We start from the raw sequence: 15,569 nt of genomic DNA, 5'->3' as shown, positions 1-15,569 counted from the left end.
GCGATCAGCAGTCGGTCGGTGCCGGCACGCCGCGGAACCGTTCGTCGATCCAGGACATCGCGGCAGGTGCGCCGAGTACCGCGGTGGTCAGGTGGTCCGGGCTCGGGAACAGCTCGGACTGCACGCGCACCCCGGCTGCGCAGTACCGGCGCACGGTGTTGTCGATCGAGGCCACCGGAATCAGCGCGTCCTCTTGCGAACGCCATTGGTAGATCGGCATTTTCGGCACGCCGTCGAAGAGCTCCAGGCTGTTCTCCTCCAGCACCGAGCGCGCGCTCGGATCGTCGGCCAGCGACGTGGAGCTGGCCACGTCCAGCACGTTGTGCCCGGCACCGGCCGCCAGGATCTCGTTGGTGCAGCCGTTGGCGATCTGATCGCGGGTCGCCCGGCCGAAATCGTTGAGGTTGTCGCTGATCGGCAGCCGCGTCGGATACTCCCGCTCGAGCCCGATGGCCGCCGCCAGCGCGAGCCCGAACGCCGGATGCCGGGCGTAGCCGAGTCCCTCGGTCATCTTCACCAGGTTCATCGGGACACCGCCCTCGGCCGCGCCGACGATGTCGAGTTCCGGTGCGTAGGTGGGTGCCAGCGCGGCCGCCCACCCCGTCGCCATGCCGCCGCCGGAGTATCCGAACATCGCGACCGGGCTCTTCGCGACACCGAGCTGCGCGACCTGGCGGGCCGCGCGGATGCCGTCGAGGGTGATCATGCCGCCCAGCTTGGCCGCCCCGTAGGCGCTGGTCGGTCCGAGATGATCGGGCAGTGCCACCGACCAGCCGCGCAGCAGCACCGTGTTGAGCGCGGGTGCTTCGCGGACAGCGAGATTCGGATCGCCGGTGTACAGCACCCGCGAGACGGCGCACTGGGTGCCGAGGCCGTTGATGATGTGCTGATAGGACAGCAGCGGGCCGCCGGGGGCATGGTCGTGCGGGGTCAGCACGGTGGTGGTGGCCGCGATCGGATTGCCCGCCGAATTGGTGGACCGGAACTTGATCATCGTGACCGTGGTTCCGGGAAAGCCGAGCAGCGCGGGCATCGGCCGAACGGCGAGCACGTCACCGGGGTTCGCCCGATCGAGGTCGGGGGGTGCCGCGTAGAAGGGGTCGGGGTCCGGCTTGGGATAGATCGGTTGTGCCGCAGCGGTACCCGGCACGACGGCCACGTGTGCGACCGATATCAGCAGGGCGACAACGGCGAGCGCGGGGCGGATGTGTCGAAGCATGGCGATGAGCGACTCCCATTCATCACGACATTCACGGGGATTGTTCGGCATGTGGAAAATCGAATAATCCGAAAATTGGCCGCGAATAATCGCCCGGCCGGTGTTCGGACGAGCGACACGATATGGGAAAAAGGGAATGGCCAGAGGGAGCCGCGCCGTGCGGGCCCGCCGATCCGCAGCGGGGCGGCGCGGCATCGCCGCGTGGTTGCCGTCGCGCCGGTTACGGTGGTTCGGTGATGCTGCTCGTGGTCGGCCTTGTTCTGCTCGGTGTGTTCCTGCTGAGGTTCCGGCAGGATCGGCGGCGGCTGAGCAACGGGGTGTTTCTGCTGCTCGGACTGGCTTTCACCGGCGTATGGGTGATCGGTTCGGGCGCGAAGGGGGATCTGCCGGTGGTGCTGGCGGGGCTGCTCGTACTGCTTTCGCCACTGCTCGTGCTGGTGCTCGCCGGGTTGCTGATGGTCAACGGTGTGCAGATGGTTCGCCGGGAAGGACTGCGGATCGCGAATCTGCTTCCGCTCGGACTCGGGGTCGTGCTGCTGGTGCCCTATGTGTTGCTCGCGGTGGCCATTTTCACGGGCGATATCTGGTTCGTCGTGATTTTGGCGTCGGTGACCATGGCGGTGAGCTACGTCGGATTCTTGTTCGCCAGCTTCCTGCTGTATTCGTTGTTCTACGGATCGCTGCCTTATCGGCCGGGTATGGACGCGATCGTCGTGCACGGCTCGGGCCTGGTCGGCGCGCGGGTGCCACCGCTGCTGGCCAGTCGTTTGGACCGGGCTATCGAGGTGTATCGCGCCGAGCTCGCGGCGGGGCGCAGGCCGCTGCTGATCACCAGCGGCGGTAAGGGTTCCGACGAGGCCGTGTCGGAGGCCGCGGCGATGGCGGGTTACCTCGTCGATCAGGGGGTGCCCGCGGACCGCGTTGTGCTGGAGGACCGTTCGACGACCACGCGGGAAAACCTGCTCTACACCAAGCGGTTACTGGGCGAGCGCGGCGAAACTACTCGGATGGTGTTGGTGACGAGCAACTTCCATATCCTGCGCACGGCGATCCTGGCCCGGCGCCTCGACCTGGACGCCGAGGTGACCGGTGCGCGGACCGCCTTCTACTACCTGCCCTCGGCGATTCTGCGCGAGTTCGCCGCGGTCGTCGTGGCCTACAAATGGATCAACGTGATCGCCTGTCTCGCGTTGATGGCATTGCCGGTACTGGCGCTGGTGCTGACCCGCGACCTGCCGCATCACTACTGAGGTCGGCGCGTCTCGCGTACGGCTATTCGAAGGTCTTGTGCGGAATGCCGACGGTGAGACCGCCGTCGATGACGAATTCGGCGCCGGTCGAATACGAGGATTCGTCGCTGGCCAGGAAGGTGATCAGCGCGGCGACCTCGGCCGACTCGGCGGCCCGGCCCAGCGGGATCTGCAGGAAGTCCGCCGGAATGCCCTCGGTCATCGGCGTGCTGATCAGGCCGGGATGGACCGAGTTGACCCGAATCTTGTGCTGCGCCAACTCGAGTGCCGTCGACTTGGTCAGGCCGCGGACCGCGAATTTGCTCGCGACGTAGCCGTGCAGGCCGGGGCTGCCGCGCAGGCCTTCGACGGAGGAGATGTTGATGATCGAGCCGCCGCCCGCCTCGATCATCGCCGGCGTGGCGGCCTGCATGCCGAGAAACGTGCCGGTGAGGTTGATGTCGATGATCCGTTGCCATTCGGCCAGTTCGAAGTCGACCAGCAGGTTGCCGTTGGCGATGCCCGCGTTGTTCACCAGCACGTTGAGCGAGCCGAACCGCTGCACCGCCTCGGCGACCGCGCCCTGCCATTCGGCGGGCTCGCGCACGTCGAGATGCACGTAGGCGGCGGCGTCGCCCAATTCCTTGGCGACCGCGGCGCCTTCCTCGTCGAGCACGTCACCGAGCACCACGCGGGCGTCCTCGGCCACCATGGCCTTGGCGTGTGCCGCGCCCATGCCGCGGGCCCCGCCGCTGATCAACGCCACCTTGCCGGTCAACCGCCCCATCGAGGCACCTCCGTCTTTCGTTCGTCCACGCCAACGTACTGGAACACGTTACAGAAATGTGTCGAATCGGGCGTTGGCTTCGCGTCCGATGGTGCCACATCGGGGCGGCCGTCGGGGAAAGTCGTTGCAGGCCAGCAGCTTCGGCAAATGCACGCCCGCGGCGCGGGAGGCGGTTTCTGATTCCGCGCCGCGAGCGGTCTCAGTTTATATTGTCTCAGACAGTAGGTGCAGGCTTTCGCTGATCAAGCATCGGGCGAATGCTCTCGCCCCGGTGGGTCGCGCGATTTAGGGTTTCTCGCATGAGTGAACCCACCATTTTCACCATGGAATCGCTGCGGAAGGCCGCGGGTACCGACCTCGGCGTGAGCGGCTGGATCGAGATCGGTCAGGACCGCATCGCCGCGTTCGCCGAGGCCACCGAGGATCGGCAGTGGATCCACATCGATCCGCAACGCGCGGCCGATGGGCCGTACGGCACGACCATCGCGCACGGGTACCTGACGCTGTCGCTGCTCCCGGCGATCATGCGGGAGGTATTCGACATCGCCGACGCGAGCGCGCGGATCAACTACGGCCTCAACAAGGTTCGGTTTCCGGCACCGGTGCCCGCGGGTTCCCGCATTCGCGGTCGGGCCACGATCGTCAGCGTCGACGAGGTGCCCGGGGGCCTGCAGGTCGTGATCGCGACGGTCATCGAGGGGGAGGGTTCCGACAAGCCCGCCTGCATCGCCGAATCGATCGTCCGCGCGCTGGCGTAGGCGGTCGCTCGGCCGTCCTGCCTTCGTGGGGTGGCGCGCTATGGCATCATCGTGTAGAACACGTTCTAATTCTGTCCGCGATTCGCGGGAGGCGCACGATGACGAACTCACGATCCTCGGCGGCGCTACGCCGCGTCGCCGGGCGGGTGCCGGATATCGCCGAGGTGCCGGGCGGGCGACTGGTCGAGCTGCCCGGGCGGGGGCGCACCTACGTGGTCGACATCGCCGGACCGGCGGGCGCGCCCGCGCTGGTCCTGTTGCACGGCACCGGATGCACCGCCTACCTGAACTGGTTTCCGGCGCTGGCACCGCTGGCCGAGCGGTACCGGGTGATCCTGTTCGACCAGCGCTGGCACGGACGGGGGATCCGCTCCGAGCGCTTCTTCGTGGACGACTGCGCGGACGACGTCGTTGCCGTGCTCGATGCGCTCGGCGTGGAACAGGCTGTCTGCGCGGGATACTCGCTGGGCGGGGTGGTGAGTCTGGCTGCGGCGCACCGGCATCCGGATCGAATAGGCGGACTTGTGCTGTGCTCCACGCCGTATCGGTTTCAGGAGAAGTGGCGCGAGCGCGCGTTCCACCGGGCATTCGGTGCGTTCGCCGAGGCGGTCGGGCCGTATTCCTTCCGGCGTATCGAGGAATTCGGCGGACGGCTGCCGGAGCTTCCGGAAATCGCCTGGGCGCCGGGCCGATTGGATCGGTGGGCGCTCACCGAGCTGCGCAGTACCAGCGGGTGGGCGATCACCCAGGTGATCGGCGAGGTCGGCCGGTTCGATGCGACGGACTGGTTGTCGAGCCTGAAAATGCCGACCGCCGTGGTCATTACGACGCAGGATCGAGCCATTCCGGTCTATCGGCAGTTGGAGATGGCGACCATGATCCCCGGGGCGAGCATTCATCTGATCAAGGGCGGGCATGCGGCCTGCGTGCTGGCGGCCGATCTCTTCGTGCCCGCGTTGCTCGCGGCCTGTGCGGCGGTCGCAGTGAGATTGTGAGACCTGTTCGGCGGCGATGGCGAACAGGGCCTATCGGTGGATCAACCCAAGTTTCGTGCGGCGGTGAGCAATTCGGCAACTACGCCGGGGACCGCGTCGGCGAGTGCGGAGATGTCGGGCACCAGTTCCTTGCAGGCGATGAAGCCGAAGTCCAAGTCGGCATTGTTCGAAATCACGGTCACCGTGAGTCCCGCACCGTGGAAGACCGGACCGAACGGATACATCCCGTCCACCCGCACGCCGAGGAAGTACAGCGGCATCGGCGGGCCTGGCACATTCGACACCACCAGGTTGTGCACCACCGGATGCCGCTCGGCCAGTTTCAGCGACGAGTACACCCGGGCCGCGAGCTGAAAGGTGTTCGGCGGGGCGTACTTCGACCAATCCTGGAGGAAGTCGGCGCCGATGAGGTCGTGTTCCGCCTTGGCGCCGCGGTTGTCCTCGGCCACCTGCAGCAGGCGCTGCACCGGGTCCTCGATATCGGTGCCGAGCCGGGCGAACAGTGTGGACACCTTGTTGATGCCCGCGGTGTGCCGCGACGATTCGTGCACGGAGACGGGCACCGAGGCGACCAGCGAGCGGTCCGGCAGTTCGTCGTGTTTCTCCAGGTAGGCCCGCAGCACGCCGGCGACGACGGTCAGTACCACGTCGTTGATCTTCACCCCGAACGCGGACTTGATCTCCTTGATGGCGCCGAGTTCGGTCTCGGTGAACGCGACCACGCGATGCGGCGTGATGGCCAGGTTGAACGGGGTGCGCGGTGCGGAGAACGGCAATGCCATGCCCGCCTTGTCATTACGCCGCCGGTTCGCGAAACCGGCCACCATGCCGAGGGTTTTCGGCACCATGCCGACGATGCCGGCCTTGGTCGGGAACTTGACCACCGCCTTGGCCAGCAATGCCCAATCGTTCGGGCGCGCTTCCGGCCGCCATTCCTCGGCGGGTGGGGTCTTGGCCGCATGCGGTTCCAGGTCGCACAGGTGCATCATCATGTTCGTGCCGGTGATGCCGTCCACCGCGGCGTGATGGTATTTGCAGATCACCGCGACCTTGCCGTCGTCGAGCCCCTCCACCACCGACATCTCCCAGAGCGGTCGGTGGCGGTCCATCGGGCGGCTGGCGATATCGCCGACCAGCTCGGCCAGCTCGCGGCGGCCCGCTGGAGCCGCGATACCGATGCGGCGAATGTGATAGTCCAGGTCGAAGTTCTGATCCTCGACCCAGACGGGGTGGTCGAGATTGAACGGCACCTCGTAGACGCGGCGGCGCATCTGGGGGATCAGGGGTAGCCGCCTGCCTAGTTCGGCCTTGAATTTATCGAAGGAATAGTCCGCTGAACTGGGGTCGAGGATCAGCAGCGCACACACGTGCAGGTGCTGGGTCCCGGTTTCCAAGTAGAGAAAGCTGGCATCCAATCCGGTTAGTCGCTCCATAGCGAAAGCCTACTAGAACGCGTTCTAGTTATTGAGCGAACGAGAGCGAAGTGGATCACAGTGGTGCGCCCTATTGTCAAGTGGGCTAACGGCATTCGGAATGGCCGGTGTGATGTTGGCTTGCGTCCGAAAAGGGGAGGAAATGCCTGGTTGAGCCACTGCGGATCTTTATGTAACCCAGAGTTGCATGTATGTGTATGATGATTGCTACGGCCATGCAGGAAGGCGCACGACGATGCAGTCGTGAGAGGAGTACCGATGAAGCTACTTCGTAGAGGTGAGCGACGACCGGACATCGATCCGGGCGAAGTGGCGTTGCACGCCCGCAACGTGCAGTTCCAGTGGGCCGATACGCCGCTGCACTGGATGCCGAACGAGCCGATCGCCTCGCACCTGATCAACTCGCTGAACCTGCTGCTGCCCGAGGGCGAGCGCATGTTCTGTGCCACCTACACCGAGGCGCTGCCGTTCGTGAAGGACGACAAGCTGCGCGAGGCGATGCTCGGCTTCATCGGCCAGGAGTCCATGCACGCCGAGACGCACGACAAGGTGCTCACCGAGGTGCTCGCCGCGCACGGCATCGACCCGGAACCCTATGTGCGGCAGGCCGAGTACCTGTTCCGAAAGACCTTGGGGCCCAGGGGGAACGAGGGCATCGAGGAGCGTCAGACGCTGGTCGAGCGGCTGGCGGTGATCGCCTGTCTGGAGCACTTCTTCGCTTATCTCGGCGACTGGGTGCTCAACGCCGACCTGGAGAAGTTCGATGCGGAACCGCGCATTGCGGACCTGTTCCGCTGGCACGGCGCCGAGGAAGTCGAGCACCGGCATGTGGCGCACGATGTCGCGGTCTATTTCGGCGCGGGCTACCTGCGGCGCGCGGCGGTCATGACGTTCGTGTTCCCTATCTTCATCACGCTGGTGGTGCGCGGCACGAAATACATGGTGCACCAGGATCCCGAGTTGCCCGACCTCGGTTACCCGCGGCTGATCACACGCGTGTTCGGCGCGATGTGGCGCGGCGCGCTGCCCGGCGTGCCGTCGCTGCTGCGTAGCGCGGTGTCGACGTTCAAGCCCGGCTACAACCCCGGCTCGGTCGGGTCCACCGCGCAGGCGGTGGCATACCTCGCGAAGTCGCCTGCCGCGCAAGCGATTGCGTCGTGAATCTGCGCCCTGTCCCAGAGAATCTGCCCGCGGATCTGTTCGGCAAGCGTGACCAGGATCGGGCGGTGCGGGTGCTCGACGCGGTCGCCTCGGCGCGGCTGAAGTGGACCACCATGATCAACCGACGTGACCTCGCGCCGAAGGTGGACGACCATCGGCTGGCGCTGGTGGTGACCGAGCGGCGGATCGAGGCGCACGACCAGGACGTGGTGAGCCTGCGACTGGAAGCGCCGGATCGGCGGGAACTGCCGCCGTGGCGGCCGGGCGCGCATCTCGATCTCGAGCTGCCGTCGGGGCGGCTGCGGCAGTACTCGCTGTGCGGCGATCCGGCCGACACCCGCGCCTATCGGGTTGCGGTGCGGCGCATTCCGGACGGTCTCGGCGGGTCGGTGGAGGTGCACGACGCGCTGCCGGTCGGTGCGCCGATCACCGTGCGCGGACCGCGCAATGCCTTCCCGTTCGCTGTACCGGGCCACGGATCACCGGCTGCCCGTTTGCATTTCATCGCGGGCGGCATCGGGATCACGCCGATCCTGCCGATGGCCAGGCTGGCACGGCGCCTCGGTATCGAGTGGTCGATGGTGTACACCGGCCGCAACCGCGACACCATTCCGTTCCTCGACGAGATCGCCGCGTTCGGTGACCGGGTCACCGTGCGCACCGATGACGAGCACGGTCTGCCCGATGCTGCCGCACTGCTGCCCGGCGTTACCGCCGACACCGCGGTCTACTGCTGCGGTCCGGTGCCGATGACCACGGCCGTCGCCGCCGCGGTGCGCGAAATGCCCGGGGTGGAACTGCATTCCGAGCGGTTCTCGCCGCCGCCGATCGTGAACGGCGTGCCGTTCGAGATCCAATTCGCCTCCACCGGTGCGGTGGTCGAGGTGGCGGCGGATCGTTCCGCGCTCGACACAATCCTGGCGTCGCGACCGGACCGTCCCTATTCGTGCCGTCAGGGCTTCTGCCGCACCTGCAAGGTGCGAGTCCTGTCCGGCGAACCCGAGCATCGCGAAACCGTGCTCACCGCAGCCGAACACGAGGCGGGCGAGATGCTCGTCTGCGTATCCCGTTCGCCCGGTGGGCGACTGGTGCTCGATCTGTAACCACGACCTCTGGTCAGCAAGGAGAAACCGATGACGACCATCGAACCGCCCGAGTTGGTGGCCGCCGAGCGGACGGTGCGCAGCGGCGAATTCGAGCTCGCCGTCTACGAATACGGCGATCCGACCGCGGAAACCGTGGTGCTGGTGCACGGTTGGCCGGACACCAATCACCTGTGGGACAAGGTGGTGCCGCTGCTCGCGCAGCGCTTCCACGTTGTCAGCTACGACACCCGCGGGCACGGGCGATCGACCAGGACCCGGCGCACCGAGGACTTCCGGCTCGACGCGCTGGCCGGCGACTTCTTCGCCGTCGTCGACGCGGTCAGCCCGGATCGGCCGGTGCATGTGCTCGCGCACGACTGGGGTTCGGTGCAGGTGTGGGAGGCGGTGTGCGAGCCGAGGGCGGCCGCGCAGGTCGCGTCGTTCACCTCGGTGTCCGGGCCGAACCTGGACCACATCGCGAACTGGATGCGCAACAGACTGTCTCGGCCGACGCCGCGCAACATCTGGCAGCCGTTGACGCAGACGTTGTCCTCGGCCTACACCTTCTTCTTCATGACACCGGGGCTGCCGCGCGCGGTCTTCGGTCTGCTCGGCACCGAGCGGCGGTGGCAGCGGGTGGTCTCCATCATGAACGAGACGCCGCCCGCGAATGTGACGCTCGGCCCGACCTTCCGGCAGGACATGGTCGACGGCCTGCTGATCTACCGGGCGAATATCGTGCAGCGCCTGCTGTCGCCGCGGGATCGGCACACCGAGGTGCCGGTGCAGCTGATCGTCGCGGGTCGCGATGTCGCGGTCCGGCCCGCCGGATACGACGACGAGCGCAAGTGGGTGCAGCGGCTGTGGCGCCGCGATGTGCCCGCCGGGCACTGGATGCCGTTCTCCCATCCCGAATTGCTGGCCACCGCGACCACGGAACTGATCGACACGGTCAATGGCGGGACCGCACCGCGTGGACTGCGGCGGGCCGAAGTCGGCCGCAGCGCAAGGCGGTTCGAGGACCAGCTGGTGGTGATCACCGGCGGCGGCAGCGGTATCGGTCGCGAGACGGCGCTGGCCCTCGCGCGGCGCGGCGCCGAAATCGTGCTGTCGGACATCAATCTCGACTCGGCCAAAGAGACTGCCGAGTTGATCGCCGCCGAACATGGTGTGGCGCATCCGTATCAGCTCGATGTGTCCGATGCGGACGCGGTGACGGCGCACGCCGAGATCGTGCTGGAAACCCATGGCGTGCCGGACATTCTGATCAACAACGCCGGAATCGGCCAGGCCGGTGGGTTCTTCGACACCTCGGCGGCGGAATTCGACCGGGTCATGCGGATCAACCTGGGCGGCGTGCTGAACGGCTGCCGGGCCTTCGGATCCGCGATGGCCGAGCGCGGTCTGGGCGGGCACATCGTCAACCTGTCCAGCATGGCCGCCTACAGTCCGCAGCAGGGCTTCAGCGCGTACTCCACCAGCAAGTCGGCGGTGTTCATGTTCTCCGACTGCCTGCGTGCGGAACTGGCCGGTCGCGGGATCTCGGTGCACACCATCTGCCCCGGCATCGTGCACACCAATATCGTTGCCACCACCCGGTTCTCGGGTGTCAGTGCGGAGGAGGAGAAGGCCAAGCAGCAGCGCTACGACAACCTCTATCGCAAGCGCAGCTACGGCCCGGAGAAGGTGGCCGAGCAGATCGTGCGGGCCGTGGAGAAGGACCGCAGCATCGTGCCGGTGACACCGGAGGCGCGGTTGCAGTACCACTTCAGCAGGCTCGCCCCCGCGGTCGGGCGGTTCGTCGCGGCGCGGGTGAAGCTCACTTAATCCGACAGAGTGCGCAGGTCGGCCTCGATGGCCGCGACGCGCTCGGCGTCGACCCCCCACGGGTGTTCGACGCCGACCCTGCGGTCCAGGTCCCACAGCAGGCAGGACTCGCCGGGCTCGGCGACCAGTGCCCAGGCCACCACGGTGCGGCCGAGTTGCTCGCCCATCGAGCCGTGCGAAACCTTCGGTGGCCCAGCACCTTCCGGGAAATGATGGAGGAAGCGGCCATAGGCGGTGGCGCAGAACTCGGCGTAGCGCTCGGTGCAGAGAATGAACCCGTGCCACGCCTCGTCCACGGCGTGTGCGGGCATGCCGATGACCTGCCCGTCGCGCATGGCCGCGCCGCAGCAGCGCAACCATTGACGCAGGCCGATTTCCACGAGTTCGCGCGGTTGCCACGGGGAGGTCTTGTAGACGGCCTCGGGCAGCTCCAGGGCGGCGACGGTGGCGTTGACCGTCGCGAGGTCGATGGCGCGCGGCCGGGATCTGCGGAAGCTGAAAGACGGCACAGTTCACTGTACGCAGAGGTGGCGGGCCGATACGGTTCAGGAATGGGTGAGGTGGTCATTCTCGTGCTCGTGCTGCTGATAGTGCTGCTCGTGATCGCGACGCCGTTCGTCATCATCGGCTTGATCGTCGGGGCTGTTCGCAGCAGCAGGCGGCCGCCGCCTTACCGGGCTCGGCGCGGCCGTGGTTCGAGCGGGGGTTATGACAGTTCGGACCCGTACTGGGCGGCGGGTGCCGCCGGGTACGCCGGTTCGGACGGTGGTTCGTCGAGTAGCTGTAGTGGGGGATGGGATTCGGGGAGCGGGGGAGGTCATCACCACGGTGGGCATCACGACAGCGGTGGTAGTAGCTGTGGCGGCGGCAGTAGCAGTAGCTGCGGTGGTGGGAGCAGCAGCAGTTGCGGCGGCGGCAGCAGTTCCAGCTGTGGCGGCGGGAGTAGCAGCAGCTGCGGCGGCGGCAGTTCCTGACGGTCGGTTTACGCGCACAGCGTAATCGCGCGCACGCGGCTTGACCTCAATAACAGTTCAGGTTCCATGCTTGACCCTGTCAGCGGAACAGGGAAGCGATGGAGGATGGTCATGCGGGCTGTGCAGGCAGTGGAATTCGGTGGACCCGAAGTGCTTTCGGTGCGGGAAGTGCCGGAGCCGGTCGCCGGGGCGGGCGAGGTCGTGGTGGATGTGGCCGCCGCGGATGTGATGTTCCTGGACACCCGCCTGCGCAGCGGCTGGGGCGGTGAGTATTTCAAGTTGGCGACGCCGTACGTGCCGGGTGGTGCCGTCGCCGGAGTGATCAGCGCAGTGGGCGACGGGGTCGATTCGTCGTGGGTCGGTAGGCGCGTCACCACGTCGACCGCGGCCAGCAAGATCGGTGGTGGCCAGCCGATCGGTGGTTACGCCGAAAAGGCCTTGGCCAAGGTCGAATCGCTCACCGCCGTACCCGAGGGGTTGAGTCTGTCGCAGGCCGTGGCACTGGCGCATGACGGGCGGATGGCGCTCGCGGTGTTCGATCGTGCCGCGATCCAACCGGGGGAGTGGGTGCTGATCACCGCGGCCGGTGGCGGCTTGGGAACCTTGCTGATTCAGCTCGCCCGCGCGGCCGGCGCGCATGTTGTCGCCGCGGCGCGGGGACGCATCAAGCTGGAGCTCGCCGAGCGGCTCGGTGCCGACGCCGTCGTGGACTACTCCGAACCGGGCTGGTCGGACCAGGCCCGTGCGGCGACCGGTGGCGCGGGCGTGCAGGTAGTGCTGGACGGCGCAGGCGGCACGCTGGGTGCGGCCGCGCTCGACGCTGCGGCTGATAACAGCCGGTTCTTCGGATACGGTGCCTCCGCAGGCGAATTCGCCGTGCTGGACAGCGAGGCGGCATCGGCACGCGGCATCACCGTCTACGCGCTGTTCGACATCACCGACGCCGGCACCGACTGGTCCGCGCTGGCCGAGCGCTCCCTCGCCGAGGCCGCGGCCGGGCGGCTGGAAGTGGTGATCGGCCAAACCTTTCCGCTCGACGACGCCGAAAGTGCGCACGCCGCCATCGAATCCAGGACCGCGGTCGGCCGTACCCTGCTGACCGTGGGTTCTACCGTCTGAGACCGTTCGGACGAGCACCTAGCGGGCACCCTGGCTCGGCGCTAGGGTGCCCTGGATGGAGACTCTGATCGTTGTGGGTGTGGTCCTTGTAGTGCTCGCCGTCGTCATCGTTGTCGTGCAAATCGCCAGCAGACCCCCGGCCGACGAGAGACGTTGGGACAGAGACGATCCTGACGACTACGACGGCCACTGGGATGACCGCGACGATTACGACGAGCGGGACTGACCCGGCTCAGCCGACCGGCGTCAGCACCACCACGGGGATGGGCCGCTTGGTCATCTTCTGGTAGGCGCTGTAACGCCCCTTGTTGATCTTATCGACGATCGCGAACCGGCGGGCATAGTCCGGATCCTCCGGATAAGTGGGCCGCGCGACCACCGCCACCGTGCGCCGCCCGATCTGAATCTCACACTCCGGCTTGGCTTTCACATTCGCCAGCCACCCCGGCGGCCGCGGCGACCCACCATTGGACGCCGTCACCAAGTAGTCCGCCCCATCCTTGCCATACGTCAGCGCCGACGTGCGCGCCTGCCCCGTCTTGCGCCCCACCGTCCGCAGCAGCAACGTCGGATTGCCGAACAGCACCCGATGCCCCACCAACCCGCCGCTGTTCTCGTAAACCCACTGATGCACCTTCAGCACATTCGCGAACACACTCGACATGGTCGACCCTCCAGATCGGTTGCCGGACGCCCAACCCTAACCGCCACCCCAGGGCCAACTGGTGCAAGCCCCACCCCAGCCGGTAGCATCCCCCACGCCTGCGGTACACCCGCAGAAGAGGGGCGGTAGCTCAGTCGGTTAGAGCCGTGGACTCATAATCCATTGGTCGTGGGTTCGAGCCCCACCCGCCCCACTCCGGATGTCTGAACAGTGGAAACGTTGAGCGTCACGATCTGGCATTGGCGATCGATCGATCAATCCGCCACCGGCACTGAGTTGCCGAATTGAGCTACGCGCTCTTGCTCGAGATGTTGGAGCCGACGTTCGATCTCTGGATCATGGGGCACCACACCGAGATCCGTGCGCAACGCTCGGCGCTGCAGCCACACGCCGTCCGACACCGGTCCGTCGAACCACTGAAAGAGTTTGTCGACGGTGGCCGGGCTGTCTGGACCGTGGAGGGCTCGTAGGGCGCTGTAGCCCTGGCCGAGGCAGTCATTCAGCACGACGGCCACGGCCAACGCGGATTCGGGCAGAACCATCTGGGCCTTCGAGAACAAGTCCCGATACGTCGACCGCGTCTGTTCGAGCTGCTCGGGTATAGGGATCGTGCTGTCACGTTGCAAGTCGGCGAGATGATCGCGAACGATAGTCCGGTAGTGACGCGCTGCTGTATTGAGTTCGGCGTACAGCGCCTGCTTCCTCTCCTGCGTCGCCGAGCTGACGGCTTCTTGGCGCTCATCTTTGCGTTGCAGGCGTTGAATCTCCGCGTCCAGGCGCTTGCCGCGAAGGGCGGCCAGCTGAGTTAGGGCAGCGGCACTCACGGTGCCCAGCACGCCGACAACCGCGACTCCCATACCCATCAGATCCGCACTCATACAATGGATTATTGGTCAAATCCCGGCGTACAGGTACGTGCTGCCGAGTTGCTCAGCCGGATCGACGGCCACGGTCAGGGTTTCGGGTGCCGGGCCGCTGGCAAGGTCGCGATTTCGCGCGGAAGGCGTCCGGGGTTTGGCTGGTCCAGCGGCGGAAGGCGCGGCGGAGGGCGCGGGTGTCGGCGTCGCCGAGGCGGGCTGCTACCGATCGGACGGGAAGGTCGGTGTCGCGCAACAGGTCCAGGGCCTGCTCGTAGCGGACGGATTCGACTTCCATGCGCCACGTGGTGTCGAGCTCTTGTAGGCGGCGTTGCAGGGTGCGGGGGCTGATGGCCAGGCGGCGGGCCACGCCGTCGAGGTCCAGGTCCCCGAGGCGCGGGGCCGCGGGATGGCGAGGCGGAGCTTCTCGTGCCAGTCGGGCGCGGAACGCGAGGAGGCGAGAGTCAATTCGACGTATTGCCGCATGACACGCCGGATGTGCGGATCGGCCCCGGCGGGCTGCGCACCCGCGTCGAGGAAGGTGATCTCCGAGCGTGGGGCGGCGCACTGCTGAACAGGTAGTCCCAGGCGCATGGGTGGGGCAGGCTCGGGTACGTCATGCAGCGTCTCGGCGGTTTCGAGTGGGTTGGTGATGCGTCGCCATTCCGACGTGACTCCGCCGTGGGATCGGGCGGGGGTTGATCGTTCGAGCGGACAAGATCTTGTATTCGCTTCTGCGCGTTGCTATGTCGGTTCGTTGTGTCACGCTGGATCGGAGAACGAGTAGCGGGTAGATACTTTCCTGATCCGGCAACAAATCAAGCTCGTCGACTACCGAGTGCTCCGCACCGAGATGTCTCCCGAGCGACGCGAGCGACTGACCCGAATCGGCTGGACGGCATTCAAGGAGCTCGAGCTCCGCCGCTACGTACTGGAACATCCTCCGGTCACTGGTCCCGAGCGAGACCCAGGACCAGAGCGAGACCTGCGCCGCGACCACCCTCGATGAGTCAGGCTGGGGGCGGAAGACCCGAAGACCAACGAATTTTGTCGTTTTGGTCGGCTTCTAGCAGGGTTTCCCCAGGTCGGTACAGCGGCAAGGTTGATTGACCTCATAATCCATTGGTCGTGGGTTCGAGCCCCACCCGCCCCACAAACCCGCTGCTGAGCAGCTTGGACGGGTGTCGAACCTGGCCCCGGAAGGGGGGCAGGTCTCTATTTACTGTCTAAATTCATCTGGCAGCGCGAACGCGTCGAAGCGGTCCCTGTCCCGTTTCAAGGCTGCCCCTAGCTATCACCGCAAATCTCAAACGCCCGGATGTCGATTCCAGCGCATCGTGGCCTACACGCTCGGTTGGCAGGCCCGGCGGCGCCCGGGTCGGTTCGGTGGGCTGGCCATGGCGGCGCCGCAGGAATCCCGTCGTCGTGGTTCCGCCACGATTGAGGATCGACAAACATCTC

15 protein-coding genes and 1 tRNA gene are annotated in these 15,569 nt (G+C 66.6%); 9 read left to right on the top strand and 7 right to left on the bottom strand.

Annotated features, from left to right (window positions below):
* Positions 1-4 precede the first annotated feature (4 nt).
* Entirely contained in the window at positions 5-1,270 is a 1,266-nt protein-coding gene (locus ABZ942_RS16525; RefSeq protein WP_357382679.1) for a lipase family protein, read from the bottom strand.
* Between the two features lie 185 nt (positions 1,271-1,455).
* Here ABZ942_RS16525 and ABZ942_RS16520 point away from each other — a divergent pair, with 185 nt between their 5' ends.
* On the top strand, positions 1,456-2,469 hold the full coding sequence (locus tag ABZ942_RS16520) for a YdcF family protein (RefSeq protein WP_357383189.1): 1,014 nt from the start codon (positions 1,456-1,458) through the stop codon (positions 2,467-2,469).
* 22 nt (positions 2,470-2,491) lie between these two features.
* On the opposite strand, the gene ABZ942_RS16515 is transcribed toward ABZ942_RS16520, so the two are convergent.
* Positions 2,492-3,235 carry a glucose 1-dehydrogenase gene (locus tag ABZ942_RS16515; RefSeq protein ID WP_357382677.1) on the bottom strand — a complete coding sequence of 248 codons (744 nt, stop codon included), beginning with the start codon at positions 3,233-3,235 and terminating at the stop codon, positions 2,492-2,494.
* Positions 3,236-3,534: 299 nt separating this feature from the next.
* Between ABZ942_RS16515 and ABZ942_RS16510 the strand changes: the two genes are divergently transcribed.
* Both ABZ942_RS16510 and ABZ942_RS16505 read left to right on the top strand, forming a co-directional pair.
* Positions 3,535-3,993, top strand: a complete 459-nt coding sequence (locus tag ABZ942_RS16510; RefSeq protein ID WP_357382675.1) for a MaoC family dehydratase — start codon at positions 3,535-3,537, stop codon at positions 3,991-3,993.
* A 98-nt stretch (positions 3,994-4,091) separates the two neighbouring features.
* Positions 4,092-4,988, top strand: coding sequence for an alpha/beta hydrolase (locus ABZ942_RS16505; protein ID WP_357382673.1), 897 nt, complete (start codon positions 4,092-4,094; stop codon positions 4,986-4,988).
* A gap of 41 nt (positions 4,989-5,029) precedes the next feature.
* Here ABZ942_RS16505 and ABZ942_RS16500 read toward each other — a convergent pair whose 3' ends face one another.
* The gene (locus ABZ942_RS16500) at positions 5,030-6,421 is read right to left on the bottom strand and encodes a wax ester/triacylglycerol synthase family O-acyltransferase (protein WP_357382671.1); all 1,392 of its coding nucleotides are present in this window, start codon (positions 6,419-6,421) and stop codon (positions 5,030-5,032) included.
* A 258-nt stretch (positions 6,422-6,679) separates the two neighbouring features.
* On the opposite strand from ABZ942_RS16500, the gene ABZ942_RS16495 reads away from it, so the two are divergent.
* The 3 genes from ABZ942_RS16495 to ABZ942_RS16485 are packed head-to-tail and all read left to right on the top strand — an operon-like array spanning position 6,680 to position 10,494.
* A complete protein-coding gene (locus ABZ942_RS16495; protein WP_357382669.1) occupies positions 6,680-7,582 on the top strand; it encodes a metal-dependent hydrolase in 903 nt (300 codons plus the stop codon).
* A complete protein-coding gene (locus tag ABZ942_RS16490; protein ID WP_357382667.1) occupies positions 7,579-8,685 on the top strand; it encodes a PDR/VanB family oxidoreductase in 1,107 nt (368 codons plus the stop codon). The genes ABZ942_RS16495 and ABZ942_RS16490 overlap by 4 nt, the downstream gene beginning before the upstream one ends.
* Positions 8,686-8,715: 30 nt before the next feature.
* Entirely contained in the window at positions 8,716-10,494 is a 1,779-nt protein-coding gene (locus ABZ942_RS16485) for an SDR family oxidoreductase (RefSeq protein ID WP_357382665.1), read from the top strand.
* On the opposite strand, the gene ABZ942_RS16480 is transcribed toward ABZ942_RS16485, so the two are convergent.
* Positions 10,491-11,003, bottom strand: coding sequence for a hypothetical protein (locus ABZ942_RS16480; RefSeq protein WP_357382664.1), 513 nt, complete (start codon positions 11,001-11,003; stop codon positions 10,491-10,493). The two genes, ABZ942_RS16485 and ABZ942_RS16480, sit on opposite strands and share 4 nt — an antisense overlap.
* A 576-nt stretch (positions 11,004-11,579) precedes the next feature.
* Between ABZ942_RS16480 and ABZ942_RS16475 the strand changes: the two genes are divergently transcribed.
* Both ABZ942_RS16475 and ABZ942_RS16470 read left to right on the top strand, forming a co-directional pair.
* Positions 11,580-12,587, top strand: a complete 1,008-nt coding sequence (locus tag ABZ942_RS16475; protein WP_357382662.1) for a zinc-binding dehydrogenase — start codon at positions 11,580-11,582, stop codon at positions 12,585-12,587.
* 55 nt (positions 12,588-12,642) lie between these two features.
* On the top strand, positions 12,643-12,813 hold the full coding sequence (locus tag ABZ942_RS16470) for a hypothetical protein (protein ID WP_357382660.1): 171 nt from the start codon (positions 12,643-12,645) through the stop codon (positions 12,811-12,813).
* A 6-nt stretch (positions 12,814-12,819) separates the two neighbouring features.
* Here the strand turns inward: ABZ942_RS16470 and ABZ942_RS16465 are convergent, their stop codons facing one another.
* On the bottom strand, positions 12,820-13,251 hold the full coding sequence (locus ABZ942_RS16465) for a nitroreductase family deazaflavin-dependent oxidoreductase (protein ID WP_357382658.1): 432 nt from the start codon (positions 13,249-13,251) through the stop codon (positions 12,820-12,822).
* A gap of 119 nt (positions 13,252-13,370) precedes the next feature.
* Here ABZ942_RS16465 and ABZ942_RS16460 point away from each other — a divergent pair.
* Positions 13,371-13,444 (top strand) — tRNA-Ile (locus ABZ942_RS16460).
* A 61-nt stretch (positions 13,445-13,505) separates the two neighbouring features.
* Here ABZ942_RS16460 and ABZ942_RS16455 read toward each other — a convergent pair.
* On the bottom strand, positions 13,506-14,129 hold the full coding sequence (locus ABZ942_RS16455; protein ID WP_357382657.1) for a hypothetical protein: 624 nt from the start codon (positions 14,127-14,129) through the stop codon (positions 13,506-13,508).
* 52 nt (positions 14,130-14,181) lie between these two features.
* A complete protein-coding gene (locus ABZ942_RS16450) occupies positions 14,182-14,478 on the bottom strand; it encodes a helix-turn-helix domain-containing protein (RefSeq protein WP_357382655.1) in 297 nt (98 codons plus the stop codon).
* Between the last annotated feature and the right edge of the window lie 1,091 nt (positions 14,479-15,569).

The sequence above is a fragment of the Nocardia sp. NPDC046473 genome, assembly GCF_040645995.1.
Classification (GTDB): Bacteria; Actinomycetota; Actinomycetes; order Mycobacteriales; family Mycobacteriaceae; genus Nocardia.
The sequence above is the reverse complement of the archived record's forward strand: the minus strand, read 5'-3'. Positions and strand labels throughout refer to the sequence as shown.